General features: G+C 67.0%; 17 protein-coding genes. 11 read left to right on the plus strand and 6 right to left on the minus strand.

The window, feature by feature from the left end; all coding sequences use genetic code 11:
* Positions 1 to 63: 63 nt before the first annotated feature.
* From ACFWHR_RS01895 to ACFWHR_RS01930, 8 genes are all read left to right on the plus strand, one after another.
* Positions 64 to 1,422 carry an LLM class flavin-dependent oxidoreductase gene (locus ACFWHR_RS01895; protein ID WP_382446572.1) on the plus strand — a complete coding sequence of 453 codons (1,359 nt, stop codon included), beginning with the start codon at positions 64 to 66 and terminating at the stop codon, positions 1,420 to 1,422.
* The gene (locus tag ACFWHR_RS01900; RefSeq protein ID WP_382446573.1) at positions 1,419 to 2,819 is read left to right on the plus strand and encodes an NtaA/DmoA family FMN-dependent monooxygenase; all 1,401 of its coding nucleotides are present in this window, start codon (positions 1,419 to 1,421) and stop codon (positions 2,817 to 2,819) included. Before ACFWHR_RS01895 ends, ACFWHR_RS01900 begins: the two co-directional genes overlap by 4 nt.
* The gene (locus ACFWHR_RS01905; RefSeq protein ID WP_382446574.1) at positions 2,816 to 3,418 is read left to right on the plus strand and encodes a GNAT family N-acetyltransferase; all 603 of its coding nucleotides are present in this window, start codon (positions 2,816 to 2,818) and stop codon (positions 3,416 to 3,418) included. The genes ACFWHR_RS01900 and ACFWHR_RS01905 overlap by 4 nt, the downstream gene beginning before the upstream one ends.
* A complete protein-coding gene (locus tag ACFWHR_RS01910) occupies positions 3,415 to 4,449 on the plus strand; it encodes an amino acid ABC transporter permease (RefSeq protein ID WP_382446575.1) in 1,035 nt (344 codons plus the stop codon). Before ACFWHR_RS01905 ends, ACFWHR_RS01910 begins: the two co-directional genes overlap by 4 nt.
* 10 nt (positions 4,450 to 4,459) lie before the next feature.
* Entirely contained in the window at positions 4,460 to 5,245 is a 786-nt protein-coding gene (locus tag ACFWHR_RS01915) for an amino acid ABC transporter ATP-binding protein (RefSeq protein WP_382446576.1), read from the plus strand.
* A gap of 93 nt (positions 5,246 to 5,338) precedes the next feature.
* A complete protein-coding gene (locus tag ACFWHR_RS01920) occupies positions 5,339 to 6,352 on the plus strand; it encodes an ABC transporter substrate-binding protein (protein WP_382446577.1) in 1,014 nt (337 codons plus the stop codon).
* 111 nt (positions 6,353 to 6,463) lie between these two features.
* Positions 6,464 to 7,504 carry an ABC transporter substrate-binding protein gene (locus ACFWHR_RS01925; protein ID WP_382446578.1) on the plus strand — a complete coding sequence of 347 codons (1,041 nt, stop codon included), beginning with the start codon at positions 6,464 to 6,466 and terminating at the stop codon, positions 7,502 to 7,504.
* Positions 7,501 to 9,651 (plus strand): FAD/NAD(P)-binding protein, encoded by a 2,151-nt coding sequence (locus ACFWHR_RS01930; RefSeq protein ID WP_382446579.1) that lies wholly within the window; start codon positions 7,501 to 7,503, stop codon positions 9,649 to 9,651. The genes ACFWHR_RS01925 and ACFWHR_RS01930 overlap by 4 nt, the downstream gene beginning before the upstream one ends.
* A 150-nt stretch (positions 9,652 to 9,801) precedes the next feature.
* Here ACFWHR_RS01930 and ACFWHR_RS01935 read toward each other — a convergent pair whose 3' ends face one another.
* Positions 9,802 to 10,617 carry a DUF1684 domain-containing protein gene (locus ACFWHR_RS01935; RefSeq protein ID WP_382446580.1) on the minus strand — a complete coding sequence of 272 codons (816 nt, stop codon included), beginning with the start codon at positions 10,615 to 10,617 and terminating at the stop codon, positions 9,802 to 9,804.
* Positions 10,618 to 10,724: 107 nt separating this feature from the next.
* Between ACFWHR_RS01935 and ACFWHR_RS01940 the strand changes: the two genes are divergently transcribed.
* Positions 10,725 to 11,324, plus strand: coding sequence for a GNAT family N-acetyltransferase (locus ACFWHR_RS01940; RefSeq protein ID WP_382446581.1), 600 nt, complete (start codon positions 10,725 to 10,727; stop codon positions 11,322 to 11,324).
* A 52-nt stretch (positions 11,325 to 11,376) separates the two neighbouring features.
* On the opposite strand, the gene ACFWHR_RS01945 is transcribed toward ACFWHR_RS01940, so the two are convergent.
* Positions 11,377 to 12,003 carry a TetR/AcrR family transcriptional regulator gene (locus tag ACFWHR_RS01945; protein WP_382446582.1) on the minus strand — a complete coding sequence of 209 codons (627 nt, stop codon included), beginning with the start codon at positions 12,001 to 12,003 and terminating at the stop codon, positions 11,377 to 11,379.
* A gap of 122 nt (positions 12,004 to 12,125) precedes the next feature.
* Here ACFWHR_RS01945 and ACFWHR_RS01950 point away from each other — a divergent pair, with 122 nt between their 5' ends.
* On the plus strand, positions 12,126 to 14,696 hold the full coding sequence (locus ACFWHR_RS01950) for an MMPL family transporter (RefSeq protein ID WP_382446583.1): 2,571 nt from the start codon (positions 12,126 to 12,128) through the stop codon (positions 14,694 to 14,696).
* Between the two features lie 212 nt (positions 14,697 to 14,908).
* Here the strand turns inward: ACFWHR_RS01950 and ACFWHR_RS01955 are convergent, their stop codons facing one another.
* Positions 14,909 to 15,862, minus strand: coding sequence for a hypothetical protein (locus ACFWHR_RS01955; RefSeq protein WP_382446584.1), 954 nt, complete (start codon positions 15,860 to 15,862; stop codon positions 14,909 to 14,911).
* Between the two features lie 395 nt (positions 15,863 to 16,257).
* On the opposite strand from ACFWHR_RS01955, the gene ACFWHR_RS01960 reads away from it, so the two are divergent.
* Positions 16,258 to 17,214, plus strand: a complete 957-nt coding sequence (locus ACFWHR_RS01960; protein WP_382446585.1) for an RNA polymerase sigma factor — start codon at positions 16,258 to 16,260, stop codon at positions 17,212 to 17,214.
* 257 nt (positions 17,215 to 17,471) lie between these two features.
* Here the strand turns inward: ACFWHR_RS01960 and ACFWHR_RS01965 are convergent, their stop codons facing one another.
* From ACFWHR_RS01965 to ACFWHR_RS01975, 3 genes are read right to left on the minus strand one after another with little or no spacing between them, the layout of a single operon-like run.
* A complete protein-coding gene (locus ACFWHR_RS01965; RefSeq protein WP_382446586.1) occupies positions 17,472 to 18,737 on the minus strand; it encodes an alpha-hydroxy-acid oxidizing protein in 1,266 nt (421 codons plus the stop codon).
* A gap of 9 nt (positions 18,738 to 18,746) precedes the next feature.
* Complete coding sequence (locus ACFWHR_RS01970; RefSeq protein WP_382446587.1) at positions 18,747 to 20,195, minus strand: rhamnulokinase family protein; 1,449 nt, start codon at positions 20,193 to 20,195, stop codon at positions 18,747 to 18,749.
* Positions 20,192 to 22,234, minus strand: a complete 2,043-nt coding sequence (locus ACFWHR_RS01975; protein ID WP_382446588.1) for a bifunctional aldolase/short-chain dehydrogenase — start codon at positions 22,232 to 22,234, stop codon at positions 20,192 to 20,194. Before ACFWHR_RS01975 ends, ACFWHR_RS01970 begins: the two co-directional genes overlap by 4 nt.
* Positions 22,235 to 22,361: the final 127 nt, after the last annotated feature.

Consider the following 22,361-nt stretch of genomic DNA (forward strand, 5'->3'; position numbering starts at 1 on the left):
CGTAACGGTCATGGTTCGTCATCTTTCTTTCGAATTCCAGAATTCCCCCCATAAGCTCAAGGCATGTCTTCCATAACTACACCGAAACCGAACGGGCCCCACTTCTCAGTGGGCGTCGCGCTCGACGGCGCGGGCTGGCACCCCGCCGCGTGGCGTGAAACTACGGCGCGACCGGGCGATCTGTTCTCGGCCGGGTACTGGCAGCGACTCGTAGACATCGCCGAAGCGGCGGGTGTCGACTACGTCACGATCGAGGACGCGCTGCGCCTGCAGAGCGCGCCGGCGCTCGGCCGCGACGATAACCACGACGACCACGATAACTCCGGCGAGCGCCGCGACTCAGATATCAACCCCGCAATCGTCGAGGGTCGCCTCGACGCGCTCCTCACCGCGAGCTGGATCGCGCCGCGCACGCGCACCATCGGCCTCATCCCGACCGTGACGACCACGCACACCGAACCCTTCCACGTCGCGACGGCGCTGCAGACACTCGACCACGTCTCGAACGGGCGCGCCGGCTGGCAACTCAGGTTCTCTGCCGATCAAGCATCGGCCGACGCGTTCGGCCGCGGGCCCGCACCGCAGATCGACGCGGCACGCGTGCTCGCCGGAGAACCGGACGCCGAACTCGACGCGCTGATCGACGACGCGAGCGACGTTGCCGAGGTCGCCCGGAAGCTCTGGGACAGCTGGGAAGACGACGCGATCATTCGCGATGTTGCAACCGGCCGCTTCCTCGACCGCGATCGCGTGCACCACATCAACTTCACGGGCGACAACTTCTCGGTCGTCGGCCCGTCGATCGTGCCACGCTCGCCGCAGGGTCAGATCGTCGTCACCCTGCTGGCGCACGCCGCGCCGATCTACGCACTCGCGGCTCGCGCGGCCGACGTGGTGTTCATCACCCCCGAAAACGATGCGCTGCAGGCGGGCGCCTCGCGGGGGAAGAGCGTCGCCGCGATCATCGCCGAGGTGCGCGCGGCCGAGGCCGCCGAAGACCGCGCGGCGCTCGGATTGCAGCCGTTGCGCATCGTGGCCGACCTCGTCGTCGCGCTAGACACCGCGCTCGACGCCGCGACCGCCACGTCCTTCGCCAGTGACGCACGAATCGCGGCGGGGTCAGCCACCGAGATTGCCGACCTCATTGCAGCGTGGCACGCGGCAGGAATCGACGGGGTGCGGCTGCGCCCCGCGGTGCTCCCCACCGATCTCGAGCTGATCGCGCGCGACCTGCTGCCGATACTCCGCGAACGGGGTCTCGCGGCCCCTGAACTCGCGACAACCGAACCCGCTGCAACCGAACTCGCGACAACCGCGCCGACGGCCCCCGAACACCGGGTCACACTCCGCGAGCGCTTCGGCCTCGCCCCGGCCGACAACCGATACCGCGCAGAGCGCGCACCGCAGGAGGACGCAGCATGAGTAAGCGCCAGGCACGACTCGTCGCCCACTTCCCGGGCGTGAACAGCACGACGGTGTGGAGCGCTCCCGACTCGGGCAGCCAGATCGACTTCGCCTCGTTCTCGCACTTCGCGCAAACCGCCGAGCGGGGGCTGTTCGACTACGTCTTCCTCGCCGAGGGGCTGCGCCTGCGCGAGCACGGCGGCCAGATCCACGATCTCGATGTCGCTGGGCGGCCAGCGACCCTCGCCATTCTCGCGGCGATGGCATCGGTCACCCGCAACATCGGCGTTGTCGGTACGCTGTCGAGCACGTTCAACGAACCGTACGAACTCGCCCGCCAGCTCGCCACGATCGATCACCTCTCGGGCGGCCGCGTCGGTTGGAACGTCGTCACCTCACCCGATGCGTTTCACGGTGGCAACTTCCGCCGCGGCGGCTACTTGCCCTACGAGCAGCGCTACACGCGCGCCGAGGAGTTCGTCGCGCTCGCGAAGCGGCTCTGGGATTCGTGGGAAACCGGTGCGGTGCGGGCGGATCAGGCCGCCGGCGTGTTCGCGGACCCCGACCTCGTGCACCGGGTCACCCACAGCGGCCCGCAGTTCACCGTTTCGGCGACGAGCACCGTGCCCCGCAGTCCGCAGGGCTACCCAGTGATCGTGCAGGCGGGCGATTCACCGGCTGGTCGCGATTTCGCGGCGGCCAACGCTGAGATCATCTTCTCCCGCCACACGTCGTTCGCCGAGGGGCAGGCCTTCTATCGAGACGTGAAGGGCCGCCTGCCCGCGGCGGGTCGCACGGAAGACTCCCTGCTGATCCTGCCCGGCGCGACCTTCGCGATCGGCGACACCGACGCCGAGGCCCGCGAGGCCTCCCGCGAGATCGGCTTCGCGCAGACGACGCCGCAGACCGCCGTCGCCTGGATCGAGGCCATCTGGGGCCGCGAACTGCCGGGTCTCGACCCCGACGGTCCGCTTCCCTCGGTCGAGCCCGGCGAGGGCGACCAGCGCCTCGGGCAGGTCTCCACGAAGGTGCAGGATCGCGTCGCGCGCGCCGCCGAACTGCGCGCGCGGGCCGACTCCGAGGGGCTCACTCTGCGGCAGCTCGTCGCCGCAGAGACCGCATCTCACACCTTTGTCGGCTCGCCAGAAACAATCGCGGCCGAGATTGATCGCTACGTGCAGGGTCGGGCGTCAGACGGTTTCGTGCTCGTGCCGCACCTCACTCCGGGCGGGCTCGACACCTTCGTCGATCGTGTCGTGCCGCTACTGCAGGAGCGCGGCGTTTTCCGGGAGCGGTACGAGGTCGATGAGCAGACCGGCGAGCCCGTCACCCTGCGACGCACGCTCGGGCTGCCGCAGCCGCCCGCCCCAGCGTCCATCGACGCGGGCGCCGAGCCTACGGAGGCAGCAGCGTGACCGTGACGGCGCAGACGGGCGCGGCAGAGGCGGAGCAGCGGGTGGTTCCGGATCCCGAATTGTTCGAAGTGCGCATCGTGCATCCGCAAGATGACCTGGCCCAGCCGCTGCTTGCAGATCTCGAGCGCGAGTACGACGCCCGCTACGGCATAGAGGTGTTCGGCGAAACGGCCGCGGTCGAGCTGAACCGCTACCCCGTGGCGGCGTTCACCGCTCCGACCGGATCGTTCATCCTGCTGCTGCAGGGCGGCGAAGTCGTGTCGGGCGGAGCCTTCATGCGGTACGACGAGCACACCGCAGAGTTCAAGCGGATCTGGACGCGCGCCGATCTGCGCGGCCGCGGCCTCGCGAAGCGCGTACTCACTGCGCTCGAGCAGCGCGCGGCGCAGCTCGGCTACGACCGCGTCTATCTGACGACCGGCCCGCGCCAGCCCGAGGCGGTCGCGCTCTACTTGCGCGCGGGGTACACGCCGCTCTTCGACGGCGCGCTGACCGCTGAGGAGGTGGGCGTGCACCCGTTCGAAAAGGCCCTGCCGCCCGCCGCTACCACCCCGGCCCTCGACTCCGAATCCGATCCCGCAAAGGACACTCGCTCATGACCGCAACTCTTGACGCCCCTCAGCTCGAGGTGGTGAACCGCGTGCAGCCGAAGGCCCTCGACGTTGTGCCGCTGCGCCACTGGTGGCGGTGGGGTTTCAGCGTTGTTGCTGTGTTCCTGCTCGCACAGCTGATCTGGACGTTCTTCTCGAACCCGCAGTGGCGCTGGCCCATCTTCGCCGAGTACTTCTTTAACGCGGCCGTGCTGCGGGGCTTGTGGCTCACGCTCTGGCTCACCGCGATCTCGGCGGTCATCGGCTTCGCGCTCGGCGGCGTGCTCGCGCTCGCCAGGCTCTCGGGTTCGGGGCTGCTGAACTCGTTCGCGTGGGGGTTCATTTGGTTCTTCCGCTCCGTGCCGCTCGTTGTGCAGCTCGTCATTTGGTACAACCTCGGGTATCTGTTTCCGACTCTCGGCATCGGCTGGCCCTTCACCTACGACTTCTTTGTCGTCGAGTTCGATACGGTGCGGCTGCTGTCGTCGTCGGTCGCTGCGATTCTCGGTTTGTCACTGCACCAGGCCGCGTACTCCGCGGAGATCATTCGCGGCGGTCTGCTCTCCGTCGATCAAGGCCAACTCGAAGCAGCCCGCGCGCTCGGCATTCCCCGCAGTCGCAGGTTCTTCAGGATCGTGCTGCCGCAGGCGGCGCGGGCGATCCTGCCGAACGCGTTCAACGAGGTCATCGGCCTGCTAAAGGGCACGTCGGTCGTCTTCATTGTCGCGCTGCCCGAGCTCTTCTACACGGTGCAGGTGATCTACAACCGCAACCAGCAGGTGGTTCCGCTGCTGCTCGTGGCGGCCGTCTGGTACACGATCTTCACGACCGTGCTGAGTGTCGCGCAGTACTACATCGAGCGGCGGTTCTCGCGCGGCACGGCTCGCGAGCTGCCGCCGACGCCCATTCAGCGACTGCGTCGCAGGGTCAGCGCACTTACCGGCCGCACCCGTCGCGCGTCGGCCGAAGCCCGGCCTATCGCAACGACCGGCCCCGTATCCACACATTCCGTCGCGGCGATCACCGCGCACACCCAGTAAGGAAGCTGACATGACCACCAGTACAGCGGCTCCCCCCAGCGGACTCGTCGAGATCGAGGGCGTGCACAAGTCGTACGGGGCGAATGAAGTGCTGCACGACATCACGCTGCGCGTCGATCCTGGTCAGGTGGTGACCCTGCTCGGCCCGTCGGGGTCAGGCAAATCGACGCTACTGCGCGCCATCAACCACCTCGAAACCATCGATGGCGGCTCGATCACGATCGACGGCGACTACATCGGGTACGAGCGGCGCGGTGAGCGGCTGCACGAGCTCCCCGAGAAGCACGTGCTGCAGCGCCGCACTCGCGTCGGAATGGTGTTTCAGAATTTCAATCTGTTTCCGCACCTGACCGCCCTCGAGAACATTATTGAGGCGCCGATCGGACTGAAACGCGCGAAGCGAGCCGATGCTGTGGCGCAGGCGCGTGCGCTGCTTGAGCGGGTCGGCCTCGCCGACCGCGCAGACCACTACCCGCGGCAGCTCTCGGGCGGGCAACAGCAACGCGTCGCCATTGCCCGCGCTCTGGCGCTGGAGCCCGACGTGCTGCTGTTCGATGAGCCGACGAGCGCGCTCGACCCCGAGCTCGTCGGCGAGGTGCTGCGCGTCATCCGCGACCTCGCTCACGGCGGCACGACCCTGATCATCGTCACGCACGAGATCGGCTTCGCGGCCGAGGTCTCCGATCACGTCGTGTTTCTCGACGCTGGTCGCGTGGTTGAGTCTGGCCCGCCAGAGCAGGTGCTGCGCGCGCCAGAACAGGCCCGCACCCAAGAATTCCTCGACTGGGTGATCTAACGAACCAAAGCTCCACGTACCCGAATTACCCCCGCAATCCCGCACGCCCCGCACTCCCCTCATTTCCGCACCACGATCCGAAGGACATCACGCATGCCCACGCTCTCCCCCCGGCTCCGCGCCGGCACCGCCCTCGTCACTCTCACCGCCTTTGCCCTCGCCGGCCTGACCGCCTGCAGCGCGGTCGTTTCCGACGAGGATCAGGCCAACGCCGAGACCGGCAGCGAGTCGGCCGGCGGTGAATCGCCGTTCGACCTGACGAGCGCGAACGCCGACGATCGTCTCCACATCGAACCCGTGCCCGAGGCCGTTGAAGCGCTCAAGAAGAGCGGTTTCGATCCGATTCAAGACGGCAAGCTCACGGTCGCGGTGAGCGCCTACGAGGCGCCGCTCGGCTTCCTCGCCGAAGACGACAACAAGACACTTCTCGGCATCGAGCCCGACATTGCGAACCTCGTCGCAGACGGGCTCGGGCTCGACTTCGCACCCGAGAACGTGGCCTGGGCCGATTGGCCGCTGGGCGTCGAATCCGGCAAATACGACGCCGTGGTCTCGAACGTAACCGTCACCGAGGAGCGCAAAGACATCTTTGACTTCGCGACGCATCGCAACGACGTGCTCGCATTCTCGGTTGCCGCGGATAGCGACATCGACAAGATCAGCGAGGCAAAAGATGTTGCCGGCTTGAAGGTCGTCGTCGGTAGCGGGACGAACCAGGAGAAGATTTTGCTCGACTGGTTCGCCGAGAACGAGAAGAACGGGCTTGAGCCCGGGGAGCCCGTCTACTACGACGATTCGGCGGCGGGTCAGCTCGCGCTCGTCTCGGGTCGCGTCGACGCCGTGTTCGGCCCCAACCCGACCGCGTCGTACGTTGCCGCGGTGAGCGGCGAATCGAAGATCGTCGGCACGCTGAACGGCGGCTACCCCGAAAACGCCCAGATCGGCGTCACCACGGCGAAAGACAACGGTTTGATCGACCCCGTGCAAATCGTGCTCAACTCGATCATCGAGGACGGCACCTACGAGAAGACCCTCGCCCGCTGGAATCTTGAAGACGAAGCGGTCACCGAGTCACTCGTCAACCCGCCGGGATTGCCGCGCCCGTAAGACACCGGTGTGCGGCGGCCACTCCGGCCGCCGCACGATCCACGATCTGCGGTCCCGCGCCTCGCGCCCGCCCCGCCCGACACGACACGCCCCGCCCCACTGGAGGACCTCATGCACGCCCGAACCACACGATCCGTACCTCGTCTCGCGACGATGGTCGGACTGTTCGTCACTGCTACTGCCACTGCCGCGCTCGCGCTCACGGCCTGCTCGGCCGTGGTGACCGACGACGAAGCTCAGGGCTCAGGCGGCGGCGGCGCCTCGGGCGGTGCCGCGGCAACCGAAACGCCGTTCGACCTCACCACCGCGAACGTTGACGCGCGTCCCAGCATCGACGCCGTTCCCGAGGCCGTCGCAGCGCTGAAGGCGAGCGGCTTCACGCCGGTGCAACCGGGCAAGCTCACCGTCGCAATCAACGGCGCGGGTGCACCGCCGACCGCGTTCCTGGCGGAGGACGACGCGAAGACGCTGCTCGGCAGCGATCCCGACTTCGCCTCTTTGCTCGCCGACGGCCTCGGGCTCGAATACAGCCCTGAAAATGTGGCGTGGGCGGACTGGCCGCTGGGCGTCGAATCCGGAAAGTACGACCTCGCCCTCACCAATATCGGTGTCACGGAGGAACGCAAGGAACTCTTCGACTTCGCGACCTATCGCGACGCCGTGATGGCCTTCACCGTGGCCGACGGTTCAGACGTCACGGCAATTGACGAGCCCGCCGACGTGTCCGGTCTCAAGGTGATCGTCGGGAGCGGCACCAACCAGGAGCGGTACCTGCTCGACTGGTTCGATCAGAACGAGGGCGCCGGTATCGATCCGGGGGAGCCCGTGTACTTCGACGACATGGCCGCCGCGAGCCTTGCGCTGACATCGGGGCGTGCCGACGCGAGCATCGAACCGTATTCGGTGGCCGCATTCCGTGAGCAGACGCTCGGAGAGACGCGCATCGTGGGCAAGTTCAATAGTGCCTATCCCGTCGACGGTCAGATCGGCGCCGTGACCGCGAAGGGCAGCGGGCTCGCAGAGCCGGTGCAACTCGTGTTTGCCTCGCTGATCAAGAACGGGCAGTACGACGAGGTGCTCGCGCGATGGGGTCAAGAGGAAGAGGCGATCCCCGAGTCCCTCATCAATCCGCCGGGACTGCCAAAACCGTGAGCAGTGCGAACACAGTGAATCGGCCGGTCACCATTGTCTGCATTGGCGCCGGCCCGGGCGCCGTCATGCTGCTGGAGCGCTTCGTCGCGAGCCACTCGCGCGACAGCCCCGAGCTGCGCATCGACGTGCACCTCGTCGACCCGCATCACCCGGGTGGCGGGCGCATCTGGCGGCGCGAGCAGTCGCCGCTGCTGAAACTGAATTCGATGCTCGAAGACGTAGCGTTCTTCACTGACGCCTCGTGCACCGTCGACGGCCCGATCGCGCCCGGCCCGTCGCTCGCCGAGTGGGTGCGGGCCGTGCGCGCGGGCGACATCGCGCTGCCCGCGTGGGCCGACGACAGCATCACGCGCGAGATCGCGAGCATCGGCGACCGTGACTTCCCGACGCGGCGACTGAACAACGCCTACCTCGGCTGGGCCTTCGACGAGACCCTGCGGCGGGCGGCCGCGGGCCTCACGGTCGAGTGGCATCAGGACTTCGCGACCGCGGTCGAGGATCGCGCGGCGGGCGACCGCCCAGGCCAGACTGTGCGGCTCGCGTCGGGGGCTTCACTCGATGCCGACATCGTCGTGTACGCGCTCGGCCACAATGGCACGGAGCACTCCGATGACTCGGTGCGGCTCGCCGACTTCGCCGCGCGCCACGACCTCGCTTACGTGGCGCCGGCGTTCACTGCAGACCTGGACCTCTCCCACATCGCGCCGGGTGCCGACGTGATCGTTCGCGGCATGGGGCTCGCTGCCATCGATCTGACCGTGATGCTCACCGAGGGTCGAGGCGGCACGTTCAAAACGCGCGCCGACGGCACGCTGCACTACGAGCCGAGTGGCAACGAACCGACGCTGCACCTCGGTTCGCGTCGCGGGGTGCCCTACCGGTCAAAGATCACGAGCCGTGTGGCCGGCGACCCGGTGTCGCTTGAGTATCTCGGCGCGGAGTTTCACGCCTCGGTCGCCGCACACGATGATGCGCTCGACTTCGAGCGGGACGCGTGGCCGCTCATCGCAAATGAGCTGGTGACCGCGTTCGCCCGGGAGCTGTTTACGGCCCACCCTGACCGTGTCGTGGGGGACTGGACCGCGTTCGCGCCGCAATTGCGGAGGGTGCTCGCGCGCGAGCGCGGCTACGCGTCGGGGGAGCTCGCCGCGCTCATTGCCGCACACGTTCCCGACCCCGACGACCGCTTCGACCTGGAAGCCTTCGACCGGCCGCTCGCGTTCTTGCCTGGGGATAGTGGGGCTGGGGCTGGGGCTGGGTTTGGTGCTGGTGCCGCAGTTGGTGCTGGGGCCGCGGCGGGTCAGGAGCCCGGTGATGCCGTGCATCGCCGCGTGGTCGATCACATCGCGACGGATCTGCGTCACCGCACGAGTCAGCGCCACAGTGCCACACAGGCACTGTTTATGGCGGGACTGTTCAGTTATTTGTCACTCGCGGAAGTGCCACCGCAGCGCTGGAACGCTCGCAGCCGCACTCAGTTGCTACCTCGTCGCTGGCACACCTACTTCAGCTATCTGGCGAGTGGCCCGCCCGGGCACCGCCTCGAAGAACTCATCGCGCTTGCAGACGCCGGTGTCGTGCGGTTTCTCGGCGGCGACGTGCAGCTCGAGGCCGATGAACGGGGCGGCGTCTTCACTGCGTCGGGCAGCGCGGTGGTGGTCGGTGTTGGCGATCGTGCTGGTGTTGGCGATGGTGCGCCGCCGGCTCCCGTTATCGCGCGCACGAGTGTCACCGCTCGCGCGAGTGTGACCGCGCGCACGCTCATCGATGCGTGGTTGCCAGAGGCGCGGGCATCGCGCAGTGACAACCCCCTGCTGCGCCAGCTGGTCGACACGGGGCGCATCGCGGAGCTCAGCGTTGTCGATGAGGCCGGCGTCTATGGCTCCGGCGCTCTTAACTCCGGCGCGTTGACGACCGGTCAGATTGAGGCGGCTCTCAATGGCCGCGTGCCGGGCGAGGCGCGGCAGTTCGCAATGGGCCCGTTTGTGGCGGGTCCGACCGGGGGAGCGTTCACGCGACCGGGGCTCGACTCGCTCCCGTTCCGCATCCACGACCGCGTCGCCCGAGCAATCCTCGTGGAGGCCGCCGAACTCACGAACGCCGCCACCCGGGCCGACCCCAAGCTCGCCAACAGACCCGCCGCCTAACTCCCCCCTCCCCCTACCTCCACCCCTACCCCTACCCCCCCGATCCGCCGCCGCCGAACGTACGCAAATGGTCGAATACGCCGCCCAAAACGACCATATGAGTGCTCTCGACGGGGGCTCCGGGGGTAGGGGGGTAGGGGGGGGGCGGGGTTAGGGGGTCTGCAGGTTTAGGTTTGGGCGCAGTTCGCCCGCTTCTATGCGTACCTGGAGTCGGTTTTCGGGCGGCGGGAACGGGCAGGTCGCGCTCTCTGAGTACGCACACGGCGGGTTCGACGCACGATTGAAGTCGATGCGCACGGTGGTGTCGTTGACGGGCTGCACGCTCACGAAGCGGGCGGCCGGAAACGTAAGGTCAGCGCCCGACGCATCGGCGAAGATCGCGCGCAGATCTCCGCCAGCGGCCGATCCGAAGAGCGTGAGTGCGACCGGCTCGCCCCCGATCTCGAATTCGGCGACGCCCGCAGAATCATAGTGCTGCGTACGATCTGCGCCAGCCGCGCTGGCGACCTCGACGCCATCGCGCGGCTTCGGCACGAACCGCGCGGTCACCACCCAGCTCTCGTTCGCCGGAAAAGTGCCGGTGCCTGCGTATTCGGCACGGGCAGCCGCCGCCGGATCGCGCGGGCGCACAATGATGTTGCCGCTGCGGGCGGCGATCTCGATCTGCACGTCGCCCCAGCTGAGCGCGTCACCCTGCAGCCCGGTCAGCGGCCCGATCTCGACCCGCCCGAACGCGGGCGCCCCGTCGCGGGTCACTCCATCACTTTCGGCGAGCTCAACGGTCACGAGCCCAGAGGGTGCAGCGCTCCAGACGCCCGGCAGATCCGGAAGCCGGGACGGATCACTGGTCAGCCAGTGCATTGCGGTGGCGCTGAGCGGCCCGAACGGTGCGGTGCGGGCGCGCTCGACTTCGGCGTGCCAGGCGGCGTGTGCGTCGGTGAATGTGGTCGCGGTCGACTCGGTCATGGGGCTCCTTCGCGGCTGTGAATCCCAGCCCACCACACTCGCGCGCCGGAAAGTGCACTGTGACGTGAAATTTCGCTCACCCGCGCGCGGGGTGCAGAATGGCGCACATGGCACTTGATCACCCCGGCACACTCCGCGGATCCCTCGTCACGCTCGAGCCCCTCGCCCTTGCACACCTGGAGGGCCTCGCCGCAGCGGTCTCCGACGGCGAGCTGTGGAAGCTCTGGTACACCTCGATTCCGGCGCCCGACGAGATGGAAACCGAGATTCGCAGGCGACTCGGCCTGCAAGAGGCGGGATCGATGCTCCCGTTCACCGCGCGACGCAACGACACCGGCGCGATCATCGGCATGACAACGTTCATGAACATTGACTCGATCACCCCGCGCGTCGAGATTGGTTCCACGTGGAACGCGCTCAGCGCGCAGTCGACGGGCACGAACCCGGAATCAAAACTGCTACTGCTGCAGCACGCCTTTGAGGTCTGGGGCTGCACGGCGGTCGAGTTTCGCACGGACCACAACAATCACCAGTCCCGCGCGGCGATTGCGCGCCTCGGGGCCAAGCAGGACGGCGTGCTGCGCGCGCACCTGCGCCCCGCCGCCGGGTACCTGCGCGATACCGTATCGTTCTCGATCACGCACCCCGAGTGGGCCGGTGTGAAGCTCGGCCTCGAGCACCGCATCGCGAAGCACCTGGCGGCGTAGCGGCGACTGACCGGGCGCCCGCCGCGACCGCGCCGGTCTGTTCAGTTAGATCTCACTCGGGTCGCGGGCCCACGGCGACCGTGACGAGCGCCGAGATTGCGGCCTCGTCGAGCGATGATCGGCTGAGCGCCCGCAGCAGTAGCGCGCCGACGAGCGCCTCTGCAATGTCGTCGACCGGGGCGCCCGGCTGCAGATTCGGCTCGCTGCCGATGGCGGCGGTCAGCCGCGCCGAAAGTGCGCCGGATCCCGATCCCGCAATGGTGTCGCGCAGCCGCTGGGCCACGTCCGCATTGTCGGTCGCGGCCGCGATGAGAGACCGCGCGAGCCCCTCGCCCTGCGGGCTGAGGAGCACCTCGGTGATCGCGCGAAACCAGCTCGTGAGGTCGCGGCGAATGTCACCCGTGTTGGGTACGTCGAGGCGCTCGCGCAGGATCATGCCCTCGAGCAGCGCCTCCGCGATGATCGCGCTCTTCGACTTCCACCAGCGATAGATGGTCTGCTTGCCGACGCCCGCCCGCGCTGCGATGCCCTCGATGGCGAGGTGGTCGTAACCGCGCTCGGCAAGAATCTCAATGGCCGCCTGCAGGATCGCCTGGCGCGCTGCCTCACTGCGCACAGGTCCGCTGCGCGAGGTCGCTGCGCTGCGCAAGGTCGCTGCGCCGCGCGAGTTCGCTGCCACGAATGCTCCGATCAGTAAAGACGAGACGGTTCGTGTTATCTTATCCCGTGCTGGTCGACGACGATGGCGGCCACCGACGCTGCCACCCCTGCTGCGGCCACCGCGCGACATAGGGAGAACGCATGGCCGAGCTGCTGCACCGTTTAGGAACCTTCGCCGCACGGCGCGCCTGGACGGTGATTCTCGCTTGGGTGGTCATTCTCGGCATCGCGGTCGGCGGCTTTCTCGTCGGTTTCAAGGGCCTGAGCTCGAGCTTCGATGTGCCAGGCACCGCCTCGGGCAAGGTGCTCGAGAAGCTTGAAAAGTCGCTGCCCGACTTCAGCGGGGCCTCTGGCACCGTGGTCTTCCACTCGACGAGCGGCGAGGCGCTGACCGAAGCGCAGCGATCCGACATTTCGAAGCTCGCGGACGGGGCAAAAGACCTACCCGACGTCGCCGATGTCATCGACCCGTTCGACGCCCAGCAGCAGCTCTCCGATCAGCAGCAGCAGATCGCCGACGGTCGCAAGCAGATCGAAGACGGGCGCACGCAGGCAGCGGCGGGGCAGGATCAGCTCGACGCCGCCCGCGAGCAAATCGCCGCTGGTCAAACGCAGCTGGACGCAGCGAATGCTCAGCTCTCGGCGGCGGGCCTGCCCGAGGCGCAGCTCGCTCCGCAGCTTGAAGCGCTTGCCGCGCAGCAGCAACAGCTCGACGCGGGGAACGCCGAACTCGATGCGCGCCAGCAGCAGCTCGATGACGCCGTCGCCGAGCTCGACGCAAACCAGAGGAAGCTCGAACAGGGCGCGAAGCTCGCGTCGTACGCCGACGGCATTGGCGTCGTCTCGGACGACGGCGCTACGGCGCTCGTCAACGTTTCGTTCACAGAACCGCGACTCGACCTCTCCCAGGAGACGAAAGACGCCGTCATCGAGCATTTTGAAGGCACCGAGATCGACGGCGTCGAGGTCGCGCTGTCGACCGACATCTCGCAGGGCGTGCCAGAGATTCTCGGGGTGGGCGAGGCCGTCGGCGTGGTGATCGCGGCGATCGTGCTGATCGTGGTGCTCGGTTCGATTCTCGCCGCCGCCTTCCCGATCGTCACGGCGCTCGTCGGCGTCGGAATCGGCGCAATGGCAACGCTGTCGTTCTCCGGGGTCACGCAGATGGCGTCGGTGACGCCCATTCTCGGCGTGATGCTCGGGCTCGCAGTCGGCATCGACTACTCGCTCTTCATTCTCTACCGGCACCGCAAACAGCTGCTGCAGGGCGCGGGCGTCGTCGAATCGATCGGGCTCGCCAACGGCACCGCGGGTAACGCGGTCGTCTTCGCGGGCACGACGGTGATCGTTGCGCTACTCGCACTGAATATCACCGGCATTCCGTTCCTCGGTCTGATGGGCACCGCCGGTGCGGTCAGCGTCGCCGTCGCCGTGCTGATCGCGGTGTCGCTCACGCCAGCGCTGCTCGGCCTCGCCGGGACGCGTCTGCTCAGCCGCAAGGCGCGGGCGCGGGCCGAGATCGCCGCCGGAGTCGCCGTTGAGGCCGATCCGGCGCGTGCTGGTGCCGCGGGTGCATCTGCTGCCGCGAGTGTGCCGGTTCGTGGCGGCGTGAAGCCCATGACGAACGCCCGCGCGATCATCACGACGATCGTCGCCACCATCGTGTTGCTCGTCATCGCGATCCCCTCGATGTCGATGCGCCTCGGACTGCCCGACGGCGGGTCGGAGGCCGAGGGATCCACCGCGTACCGCGCGTACACCCTGACGAACGAGGCGTTCGGAGAGGGAGCGAACGGTCCGCTGCTCATCACCGCGGCATTGCCCAAGGGGCTCGACGATGACGGCGTGCTCGACGCGCAGGTCGCCGTCGCCGGAAAGCTCGCCGCCATGGACGACGTCAAGGCGGTCGCTCCGGTCGCCGTCTCCGACGATCACCGCCTCGCGGCGTTCCAGGTAGTGCCAGCGGAGGGGCCTAATAGTCTCTCGACCGAGACGCTCGTGCGTGATCTGCGCGAAATGCCGCCCATTGATGGCGACTACGCGCTCGGCGTCGCCGGGCAAGCCGCCATCAACATCGACATTTCTGAGGGGCTGCAAGACGTGCTGCCGCTCTATTTGGTGGTCGTGGTGGGGCTTTCGTTCCTGATCATGGTGATGGTGTTCCGCTCCCTCGTCGTGCCGCTGATCGCGACCGGTGGCTTCGTGCTGTCGCTGTTCGCGACCTACGGTGCGGTCACCGCGGTGTTCCAGTGGGGCTGGCTAGGGGAGTGGCTCGGTGTGCACAACCCCGGGCCGATCCTGAGCTTCTTGCCGGTGATTCTCGTCGGCATTCTGTTTGGTCTCGCGATGGATTACCAGCTCTTCCTGGCGACCGGCATGCGCGAGGCTTACGCGCACGGGGCGCCCGCGAAACTCGCGGTGGCGCAGGGGTTCCGCGCCGGGCGCACGGTGGTGATCGCCGCGGCGATCATCATGGTCGCGGTGTTCGGCGGGTTTATCGCGTCCGATTCGGTGATGATCAAGTCGATGGGCTTCGGACTCGCGCTGGGCGTGCTGCTCGACGCGATCGTGGTGCGCATGCTGCTCGTGCCCGCACTGATGCACCTCGTCGGACGTGGCGCCTGGTGGCTGCCCAAGTGGCTCGACCGCATCATCCCCAACGTTGACGTGGAGGGCGCGGCGCTGGAACGCCGCCACCCGGTCCACCACTAGTGGTGCCGTTGGTGGAGGGGCTGTTGCGAGCGGTGCTGGTGCGAGCGGTGCTGTTGCGAGCGGGGCGTTTGCGAGCGGGGTAACTTGTGACGCGTGTCGCGTACCCGACACGCGTCACAAGTTACCCCGCTTCCGGGCGCAGCGGTGTGCCCCGCTTCCGGGCGCAGCGGTCCGCACCGCGGTGTGCGCCGCGGTGCGTCCGTGCTGCTGTGTTAGCTGATGCGCGTAGCTTGGTTGAGCCGCGCCAGGGCCGATTCGATTGCCTCTGCCAGGGTTGTGAGCATATCGGCCATATCACTGAGATCGTCGTCCATGACGATGATCACCGTCCAGCCGGCGTTCGTCATTTGCTTGCGTCGGGCAGCGTCCCATCGCAGTTGCTCGGTGCTCGCGAAATGGTAGCCGCCCTCGTACTCGATTGCGATGCGCAAGAGCGGGTAACCGAGGTCGGCGTGTAACACCCGTAGGCGAGTCACGACACGACAGTTCACGACGGGTTCGTCGAAACCTGCGTCAACAATCGCTAACCGCACGTATGTCTCTGGCGGCGAATCCACCGGCCACCGGAGCAGTGCAATTGCGCGTTTGCGCAGTGGTGCACCGTGCGTATTGCGATGACGCAGGCGTGCGAGTTCGAGGTCAGCAGGAGTGCACAGCGAATCCGTGCGGCCGCCCCCACCTCCGAGTACTCGCGCCCCCGACAAGAGAGAGTCGCCCGCGGCGACGAGATCCGGAAATGACACCACCGCTGCCAATTGACACCACACGTCCGCTGCCGATGGGATCGTGATTCCGTCAGTCCGTTGCCAGTTCAGAACCCCGCTCTTGACGCGATGGCCTTCGACGATTCGGTGTTGGGGTGCCCGGTGCGGGGAGAAGGATCCAACATCGACTCGGCCGCGCACCGGAAGCGGGCACGGAATGCCGAACACTGTCGCGGCTGACCTTCGCGACAGAAAATGCTCGGGTCGCAGCGTCATACCGACGGCGATGCAACGGGCGCGGTAACTGAATGCGTCGAAGTCGTACTCCGGGTGCAGCACCAGACCGCGGCTCAGACGCCGAATGTCGCGAGCGCGAAGACGGTGCGCGGGCACGCCGCCGGCAATGAGCTCGGCAGCGCGATATGCCTCGGGGGCAAACTCGATGCTCTTTCTGTGCGACATCTTGCAAGTGTGAGTCGTCGCGCACGAGCCGGTGGGAGCCGGTCAGAATATGTGGATAACTTGCGCCGTTCAGCCTGGAGCGCCGCTTGTGAGCGGTTGCGCGTGTTCCTCTCGGCGCGGGCGCATTCGACCCTGCTGTCGAGACCCGGCTCACCCCTTCGGAGCGGGGTAACTTCTCGCGCGTGTCGGCCGCGCGACACGCGTCAAGAGTTACCCCGCTCGCGGCGATGCGCACGAAAATCGAGACAACTTAAGTCCGAAAACCTTCTAATGCCATAACTCTTCTTAAGCTCAACGCAATGCGTGTATGAGGTAATCGCTGCATCCATCAGATCGAGTCCCGACGATGGTCTGCGGGAGATTCGGGCCGGCCTCCACGAGCGAGGGGGAGGGTCATGAGCGACGAACAACGCGTGTCCCCGAGCGCGGACGCGGACGACACCGAATTGGTCGCCAAGTCGCGGTCTGGGGACCACCAGGCATTCGCGCTGCTCTGGCAGCGACACCATAATCGAGCATTCGCAGCGGCCAGAACCCTGGCACGAACCGAGGCAGAGGACGTCGTATCGGAGGCCTTCACCGCGGTCTGGGGACAGCTTCAACGAGGACGAGGCCCGAGCAGCGATTTTCGCCCCTATCTGCTCGCGACCGTTAGAAATCTTGCAGCGCGCACTTACAAACGCAACCTGCGGGTCGTCTCTCGCGCTGAGGTAGAAGCGGCTCCCGTTGACGAGACACATGAGCCCATCGAACGTGAGGAATCCGTTCGCAACATGGTGGACGCTTTCAACGAGCTGCCTCGGCGATGGCAAGAAGTGCTCCTGCTTGCGCTTGTGAGGGAAATGCCCAGAGCACAGATTGCAGCAGAGCTTCAGCTCAGTCCGAATTCGACGTCGCAACTGCTTCGGCGCGCGAAGGAGGGGTTGCGGGTTGCTTGGTTACGCCAACGAGTGTCGCTCGAAGGTGAGGGCGTGCATCGGCATATCGCGGAGTCGCTTCCGCGTTACATTCGCGGCGGCTGGCATTGTCGTAAACAGGCGGCGATTCGACGTCATCTCGAAAGGTGCGTCAACTGCCGGGCACTCGTGAGCAAACTGTGCCGCGAAAACGCCGTGCTTGCCGCAGTGTCGCTCACACTCGTGCCCATCATTGCGATTGCGGTGGCTCAAGGGCCGCTCACGGATGGGCATACAGCAGGATCAGGATCGGCGCTTGCCGCGGTTGGCAGTCTCACCCGTGTTCGCCTGCACGATTCTTCGCGCAGTATTGGCAACGCACGGTCAATCGGTAACCTTTCATTGCCGCGAGCCGAGTTGCGTGGACTGCACGGCTACGTCCGAATACCCGATTAAATCGGTCGACCGTCACTTTCGGGTGGCGCGATGCAGTTGGTAGGTGTGAGGCTTCCCCCTTCCCCGGGAGGCGTCACACTGTCGGGCGCTTCGCTCCCCTTCCCCTGAGCGGGGCGCCCGACCCTGTCTGCCCGCTGGGCGCCGATCCGCCCTCGCGAGCGGGGTAACTTGTAGGGCGTGTCGTGGGCGCGACACCCCCCAAAAGTTACCCCGCTCGCGAAAGGGCGGAAGCGGGTGGGGGTGGGGGCGGTGGCGGGTTAGTGGCCCGTGCGTGCGCGGGCCGCGGCGCCGGGCTCGATCGGGGCGAGGCGTTGGAGTTGGGTGACGTGGGCGGGTTCGAGTTCCGCGATCGATGCGACGCCGAGGAGTTTCATGGTGCGTTCGATTTCGTCGCGGAGGATCGCGATGGTGCGGTCTACTCCGGCGCGTCCGCCGGCCATGAGTCCGTAGAGGTAGGCTCGGCCGATGAGGGTGAATTTCGCGCCCTGCGCGATCGCGGCGACGATGTCTGCGCCGTTCATGATGCCGGTATCGACCATCACGGTCGTGTCGCGGCCGACTTCTTGCACGACTTGTGGGAGGAGGTGGAACGGGATGGGTGCGCGGTCGAGTTGTCGTCCGCCGTGGTTCGAGAGGATGATGCCGTCGATGCCGTGGTCGGTGAGTTTCGTGGCGTCTTCGACGGTTTGCACGCCTTTCACGACGAGTTTGCCGGGCCACATCTCGCGAATCACTTTCAGGTCGTCGTAGCTGATCGTGGGGTCCATGGCGGCGTTGAGGAGTTCCCCGACGGTGCCGCCGGTGGTGGAGAGGGACGCGAATTCGAGTTTCGGGGTGGTGAGGAAATCGATCCACCACCACGGTCGTGGGATCGCGTTGATGATCGTGCCGAGGGTGAGTTGGGGTGGGATGGAGAATCCGTTGCGTTTGTCTCGCAGGCGGGCGCCGGCGACGGGGGTATCGACGGTGAATTGCAGGGTGTCGAACCCGGCGGCTGCGGCGCGTGTGACGAGGCCGTAGGAGATTTCGCGGTCTTTCATGACGTAGAGCTGGAACCAGTTGCGTCCGTGTGGGTTTGCGGCTTTCACGTTCTCGATGGAGGTGGTGCCGAGGGTGGAGAGGGTGAACGGGATGCCTGCCTCGCCTGCTGCGCTGGCGCCTGCGGTTTCGCCTTCGGTGTGCATGAGGCGGGTGAATCCGGTGGGGGCGATGCCGAAGGGGAGTGCTGAGGGTGCGCCGAGGATCTCGACGGTGGTGTCGATGTTGGTGGCGGGTTTCAGGATGCCGGGGTGGAATTCGACGTCTTCGAAGGCTTGGCGGGCGCGGGCGAGGGAGAGTTCGCCTTCTGCGGCGCCGTCGGTGTAGTCGAATGCGGCTTTGGGGGTGCGGCGTTTCGCGATGGTGCGGAGGTCGTTGATGGTGAGGGCGTTGTTGAGTCGGCGTTTTTTGGCGTCGAGTTCGGGGCGTTTGAATTGCATGAGGTCGAGGAGCTCGACGGGGTTGGGAAACTGACGGGAAACCATAACTGAAACCTAACGCGAAGCGGGGGTGTAACGGATGGGGGCGGTGGATCGGGCCACGACGGCGCGCAACTCACTGAGTCCGGGCGCGATGAGTCCGAGCGTCTGCGCCTGAACGAGCAGATTGCCCATCGCGGTCGCCTCGACGGGGCCGGCGAGCACTTCGAGGCCCGAACGATCGGCGAGACGCTGGCACAGCAGAGCGTTTTGCGATCCGCCGCCAACGACGTGAATCACCGACACCTCGCGGTCGGCGAGGCGACAGGCGGTCTCGACGGCGTCGGCGAACGCAACGGCGAGGCTTTCGGTAATCGAGCGGACGGTTTCGGCACGCCCCTGCGGAGCGCGCTCGCCTCGCGATTCGAACCAGCGCACGATGCGGTCGGGCAGGTCTCCCGGCGGCAGAAACTGGGGATCGTTCGCATCGAAGACCGGGATCGGGCCGGTGACGCTCTCTGCCTCGGCGAGCAGTTCGCCGAGCATGCTCGACCGCTGCGCGTTGGTCGCACCGGGCTCCCAGTAGCGCAGCGACTCTGAGAACAGCCACGTTCCCATCACGTTGTGCAGGAATCGCGTGGTGCCCTCGATCCCGCCCTCGTTGGTGAAGTTGGCGAGCCGAGCGGCTTCGGTGAGCACTGGCGCGTCGAGTTCGAGGCCCACGAGGCCCCAGGTGCCGCACGAGATATAAGCGAAGTCGGATCGCGTCGCCGGAACCGCAGCAACGGCAGAGGCGGTGTCGTGTGATGCCACCGCGACAACGTCGATCGCGCGGCCGATGACCGACGCGGCCTCCCCGGTAAGCGGGCCTAACCGCGTGCCCGCGTCGATGAGCGGCGGCAGAATGCGAGCAGGAATCCCGGCCGCACTCGCCAGATCGGTGTGCCACGCGCGGGTGCGCGGATCCAGCAGCCCGGTAGTGGACGCATTGCTGCGCTCAGCCGCCTCGATACCAGTGAGCCAGTAGTTCAGGAGGTCGGGCACGAGCAGCATGCGATCGGCCACGTCGAGGAGGCCGTCTTCGGCCGCGAGCTGGAAGATCGTGTTGAAGGTGAGGTGCTGCAGGCCGTTGCTCGCGTACAGCTGCTCGGCCGATACGCGTGCCTGAACCGCGGCAACGCCGGTGTCGCAGCGTGCATCGCGGTAGTGATACGGCACGCCGAGGAGGCGGCCATGCCGCAGCAGGCCGTAGTCGACAGCCCACGAATCGATGCCGATCGAGGCGATCTCTCCGGGCGCGCTCCGCTCGGCCGCGGCCAAGCCCTGCAGCGCCTGGCTATACAACTCGAGGAATTTCCAGTGCAGGCCGTCGCTCGTGCGCACCGGGTCGTTTGCGAAGCGGGCGATGTGCTGGGTGCGCAGCACCGGGCCGTCGTCGCTCTGCTCGATGCGGCCGACGATGACGCGGCCGCTCGTGGCCCCGAGATCGACGGCCGCGACGGCTGTGCCCACGATCTCGGTCATCGCAGGAAGGCGGCCGCGACGCCCGAGTCGACCGGAATGTGGAGCCCCGTGGTGCGCGTCAGCTCGGGGCCGGTGAGCACGTACACCGCGTCGGCGACGTTCTCGGGGACGACCTCGCGCTTCAGGATCGTGCGGTTCGCGTAGTACTGACCGAGATCCTCTTCCTTCACGCCGTAGGTCGCGGCGCGGTTTGCACCCCAGCCTGCGGCGAAGATGCCGGATCCGCGCACAACGCCGTCGGGGTTGATGCCGTTCACGCGAATGCCGTGCTCGCCGAGCTCGACCGCGAGCAGCCGTACCTGGTGGGCCTGGTCGGCCTTCGTCGCGGAGTAGGCGATGTTGTTGGGGCCGGCGAACACGCTGTTCTTCGACGAGATGTAGATCACGTCGCCACCGAGCTTCTGCGCGATCATCGCGCGTGCCGCGGCCTGAGCGACGAGGAACGAGCCCTTCGCCATGACGTCGTGCTGCAGATTCCAGTCGGCCTCGGTCGTCTCGAGCAGTGGCTTCGAAAGTGAGAGCCCCGCGTTGTTCACGACGAGATCAATGCCGCCGAACGCGAGCACGGCGGCGTCGATTGCGCGCTGCACGGCCGCGGCGTCGGCCACGTTCGCTGCGACGCCGATCGCGACGTCGGTGTTGCCGAGTTCGGCAGCCGCCGACTGAGCCTTCTCAAGATCGAGATCAGCGACGACGACGCAGGCGCCCTCTGCCGCGAGACGGGTGGCAATGGCCTTGCCGATACCCGAGGCAGCGCCGGTGACGAATGCGATGCGCCCCTGGTGAGACTTCGGCTTCGGCAGTCGCTGCAGCTTCGCCTCTTCGAGTGCCCAGTACTCGATGCGGAACTTCTCGGCGTCGCTGATGGGCGCGTACGTGGAAAGCGACTCGGCGCCGCGCATCACGTTGATCGCGTTGATGTAGAACTCGCCCGCGACGCGCGCGGTCTGCTTGTTCGCGCCGTAGCTGAACATGCCGACGCCCGGCACGAGCACGATCAGCGGATCGGCACCGCGCATTGCGGGGCTCGCGTCGTCGGCGTGCGCCTCGTAGTACGCGCGGTAGTCGTTGCGGTAGGCCTCGTGCAGCTCGTGCAGGCGGGCGATCTGCTCTTCGGCGGTCGCCGTCGCGGGCAGGTCGAGCACGAGGGGCTTCACCTTGGTGCGCAGGAAGTGGTCGGGGCAGCTCGTGCCGAGCGCCGCGAGCGGCGCGAGCTTTTCGCGCGACAGGAAGTCGAGCACCGCGTCAGCGTCGGTGAAGTGGCCGACCATCGGCTTGTCGGTGCTGGCGATGCCGCGCACCACGGGGGCGAGCTGGGCGGCGCGTGCGAGGCGATCCGCCTCGGGGAGCGGCTCGAAACCTGCGACGACGCCACCGAACGGCTCGGGAGACCCGTGCTCGGCAATGTAGGCGGCAGCGGTGTCGATGATCCAGAGCGAGTTCTGTTCGCTCTCCTCGCTCGTGTCGCCCCAGGCAGTGATGCCGTGGCCGCCGAGAATGCAGCCGATCGCGGTCGGGTTCTCAGCCTTGATGGCGGCGATGTCGAGACCGAGCTGGAAGCCGGGTCGGCGCCAGGGCACCCACACGACCCGGTCGCCGAAGATTTTGGCGGTCAGCGCCTCCCCGTCGGCGGCGGTCGCGATGGCGATGCCGGAGTCGGGGTGCAGGTGGTCGACGTGCGCGGCGTCAACGAGGCCGTGCATTGCGGTGTCGATCGACGGGGCGGCTCCGCCCTTGCCGTGCAGACAGTAGTCGAGCGCCGCGACCATCTCGTCTTCGCGGTCGAGGCCGGGGTAGACGTTCACGAGCGCACGCAGGCGATCGATGCGCAGCGCTGAAAGCCCGGCGGCGGTGAGCGTGCCCAGGTCGCCGCCCGATCCCTTCACCCACATGAGCTCGACGTCTTCACCGGTCACCGGATCTTTCGTGAAGCCCTTGGCGGAGGTGTTGCCGCCGGCGAAGTTCGTGTTCTTCTTGTCGGCGCCCAACCGGTTCGAGCGGGCGATGAGTGCCTGGGCGGTGGGATCGGTGTGCGTCATTGGCGGCCTTTCGAGCTCCGGGGGTATGGATCAAGAATAGAGAGATGATCTTTCGAACACAAGCATGGTTAATTGCGTTTGAAAGTTGATTCGCTTTCAAGTCTCGCTTTGCGAGGCAGGATCGCGA

It is taken from the genome of Leucobacter sp. NPDC058333, from assembly GCF_042726155.1.
Lineage (GTDB): Bacteria > Actinomycetota > Actinomycetes > Actinomycetales > Microbacteriaceae > Leucobacter.

Coding starts and splice junctions, on each gene's coding strand:
- ACFWHR_RS01895 (WP_382446572.1), top strand. CDS start 64: ATGTCTTCCATAACTACACCGAAACCGAACGGGCCCCACTTCTCAGTG.
- ACFWHR_RS01900 (WP_382446573.1), top strand. CDS start 1,419: ATGAGTAAGCGCCAGGCACGACTCGTCGCCCACTTCCCGGGCGTGAAC.
- ACFWHR_RS01910 (WP_382446575.1), top strand. CDS start 3,415: ATGACCGCAACTCTTGACGCCCCTCAGCTCGAGGTGGTGAACCGCGTG.
- ACFWHR_RS01915 (WP_382446576.1), top strand. CDS start 4,460: ATGACCACCAGTACAGCGGCTCCCCCCAGCGGACTCGTCGAGATCGAG.
- ACFWHR_RS01920 (WP_382446577.1), top strand. CDS start 5,339: ATGCCCACGCTCTCCCCCCGGCTCCGCGCCGGCACCGCCCTCGTCACT.
- ACFWHR_RS01925 (WP_382446578.1), top strand. CDS start 6,464: ATGCACGCCCGAACCACACGATCCGTACCTCGTCTCGCGACGATGGTC.
- ACFWHR_RS01935 (WP_382446580.1), bottom strand. CDS start 10,617: ATGACCGAGTCGACCGCGACCACATTCACCGACGCACACGCCGCCTGG.
- ACFWHR_RS01940 (WP_382446581.1), top strand. CDS start 10,725: ATGGCACTTGATCACCCCGGCACACTCCGCGGATCCCTCGTCACGCTC.
- ACFWHR_RS01950 (WP_382446583.1), top strand. CDS start 12,126: ATGGCCGAGCTGCTGCACCGTTTAGGAACCTTCGCCGCACGGCGCGCC.
- ACFWHR_RS01955 (WP_382446584.1), bottom strand. CDS start 15,862: ATGTCGCACAGAAAGAGCATCGAGTTTGCCCCCGAGGCATATCGCGCT.
- ACFWHR_RS01960 (WP_382446585.1), top strand. CDS start 16,258: ATGAGCGACGAACAACGCGTGTCCCCGAGCGCGGACGCGGACGACACC.
- ACFWHR_RS01965 (WP_382446586.1), bottom strand. CDS start 18,737: ATGGTTTCCCGTCAGTTTCCCAACCCCGTCGAGCTCCTCGACCTCATG.
- ACFWHR_RS01970 (WP_382446587.1), bottom strand. CDS start 20,195: ATGACCGAGATCGTGGGCACAGCCGTCGCGGCCGTCGATCTCGGGGCC.
- ACFWHR_RS01975 (WP_382446588.1), bottom strand. CDS start 22,234: ATGACGCACACCGATCCCACCGCCCAGGCACTCATCGCCCGCTCGAAC.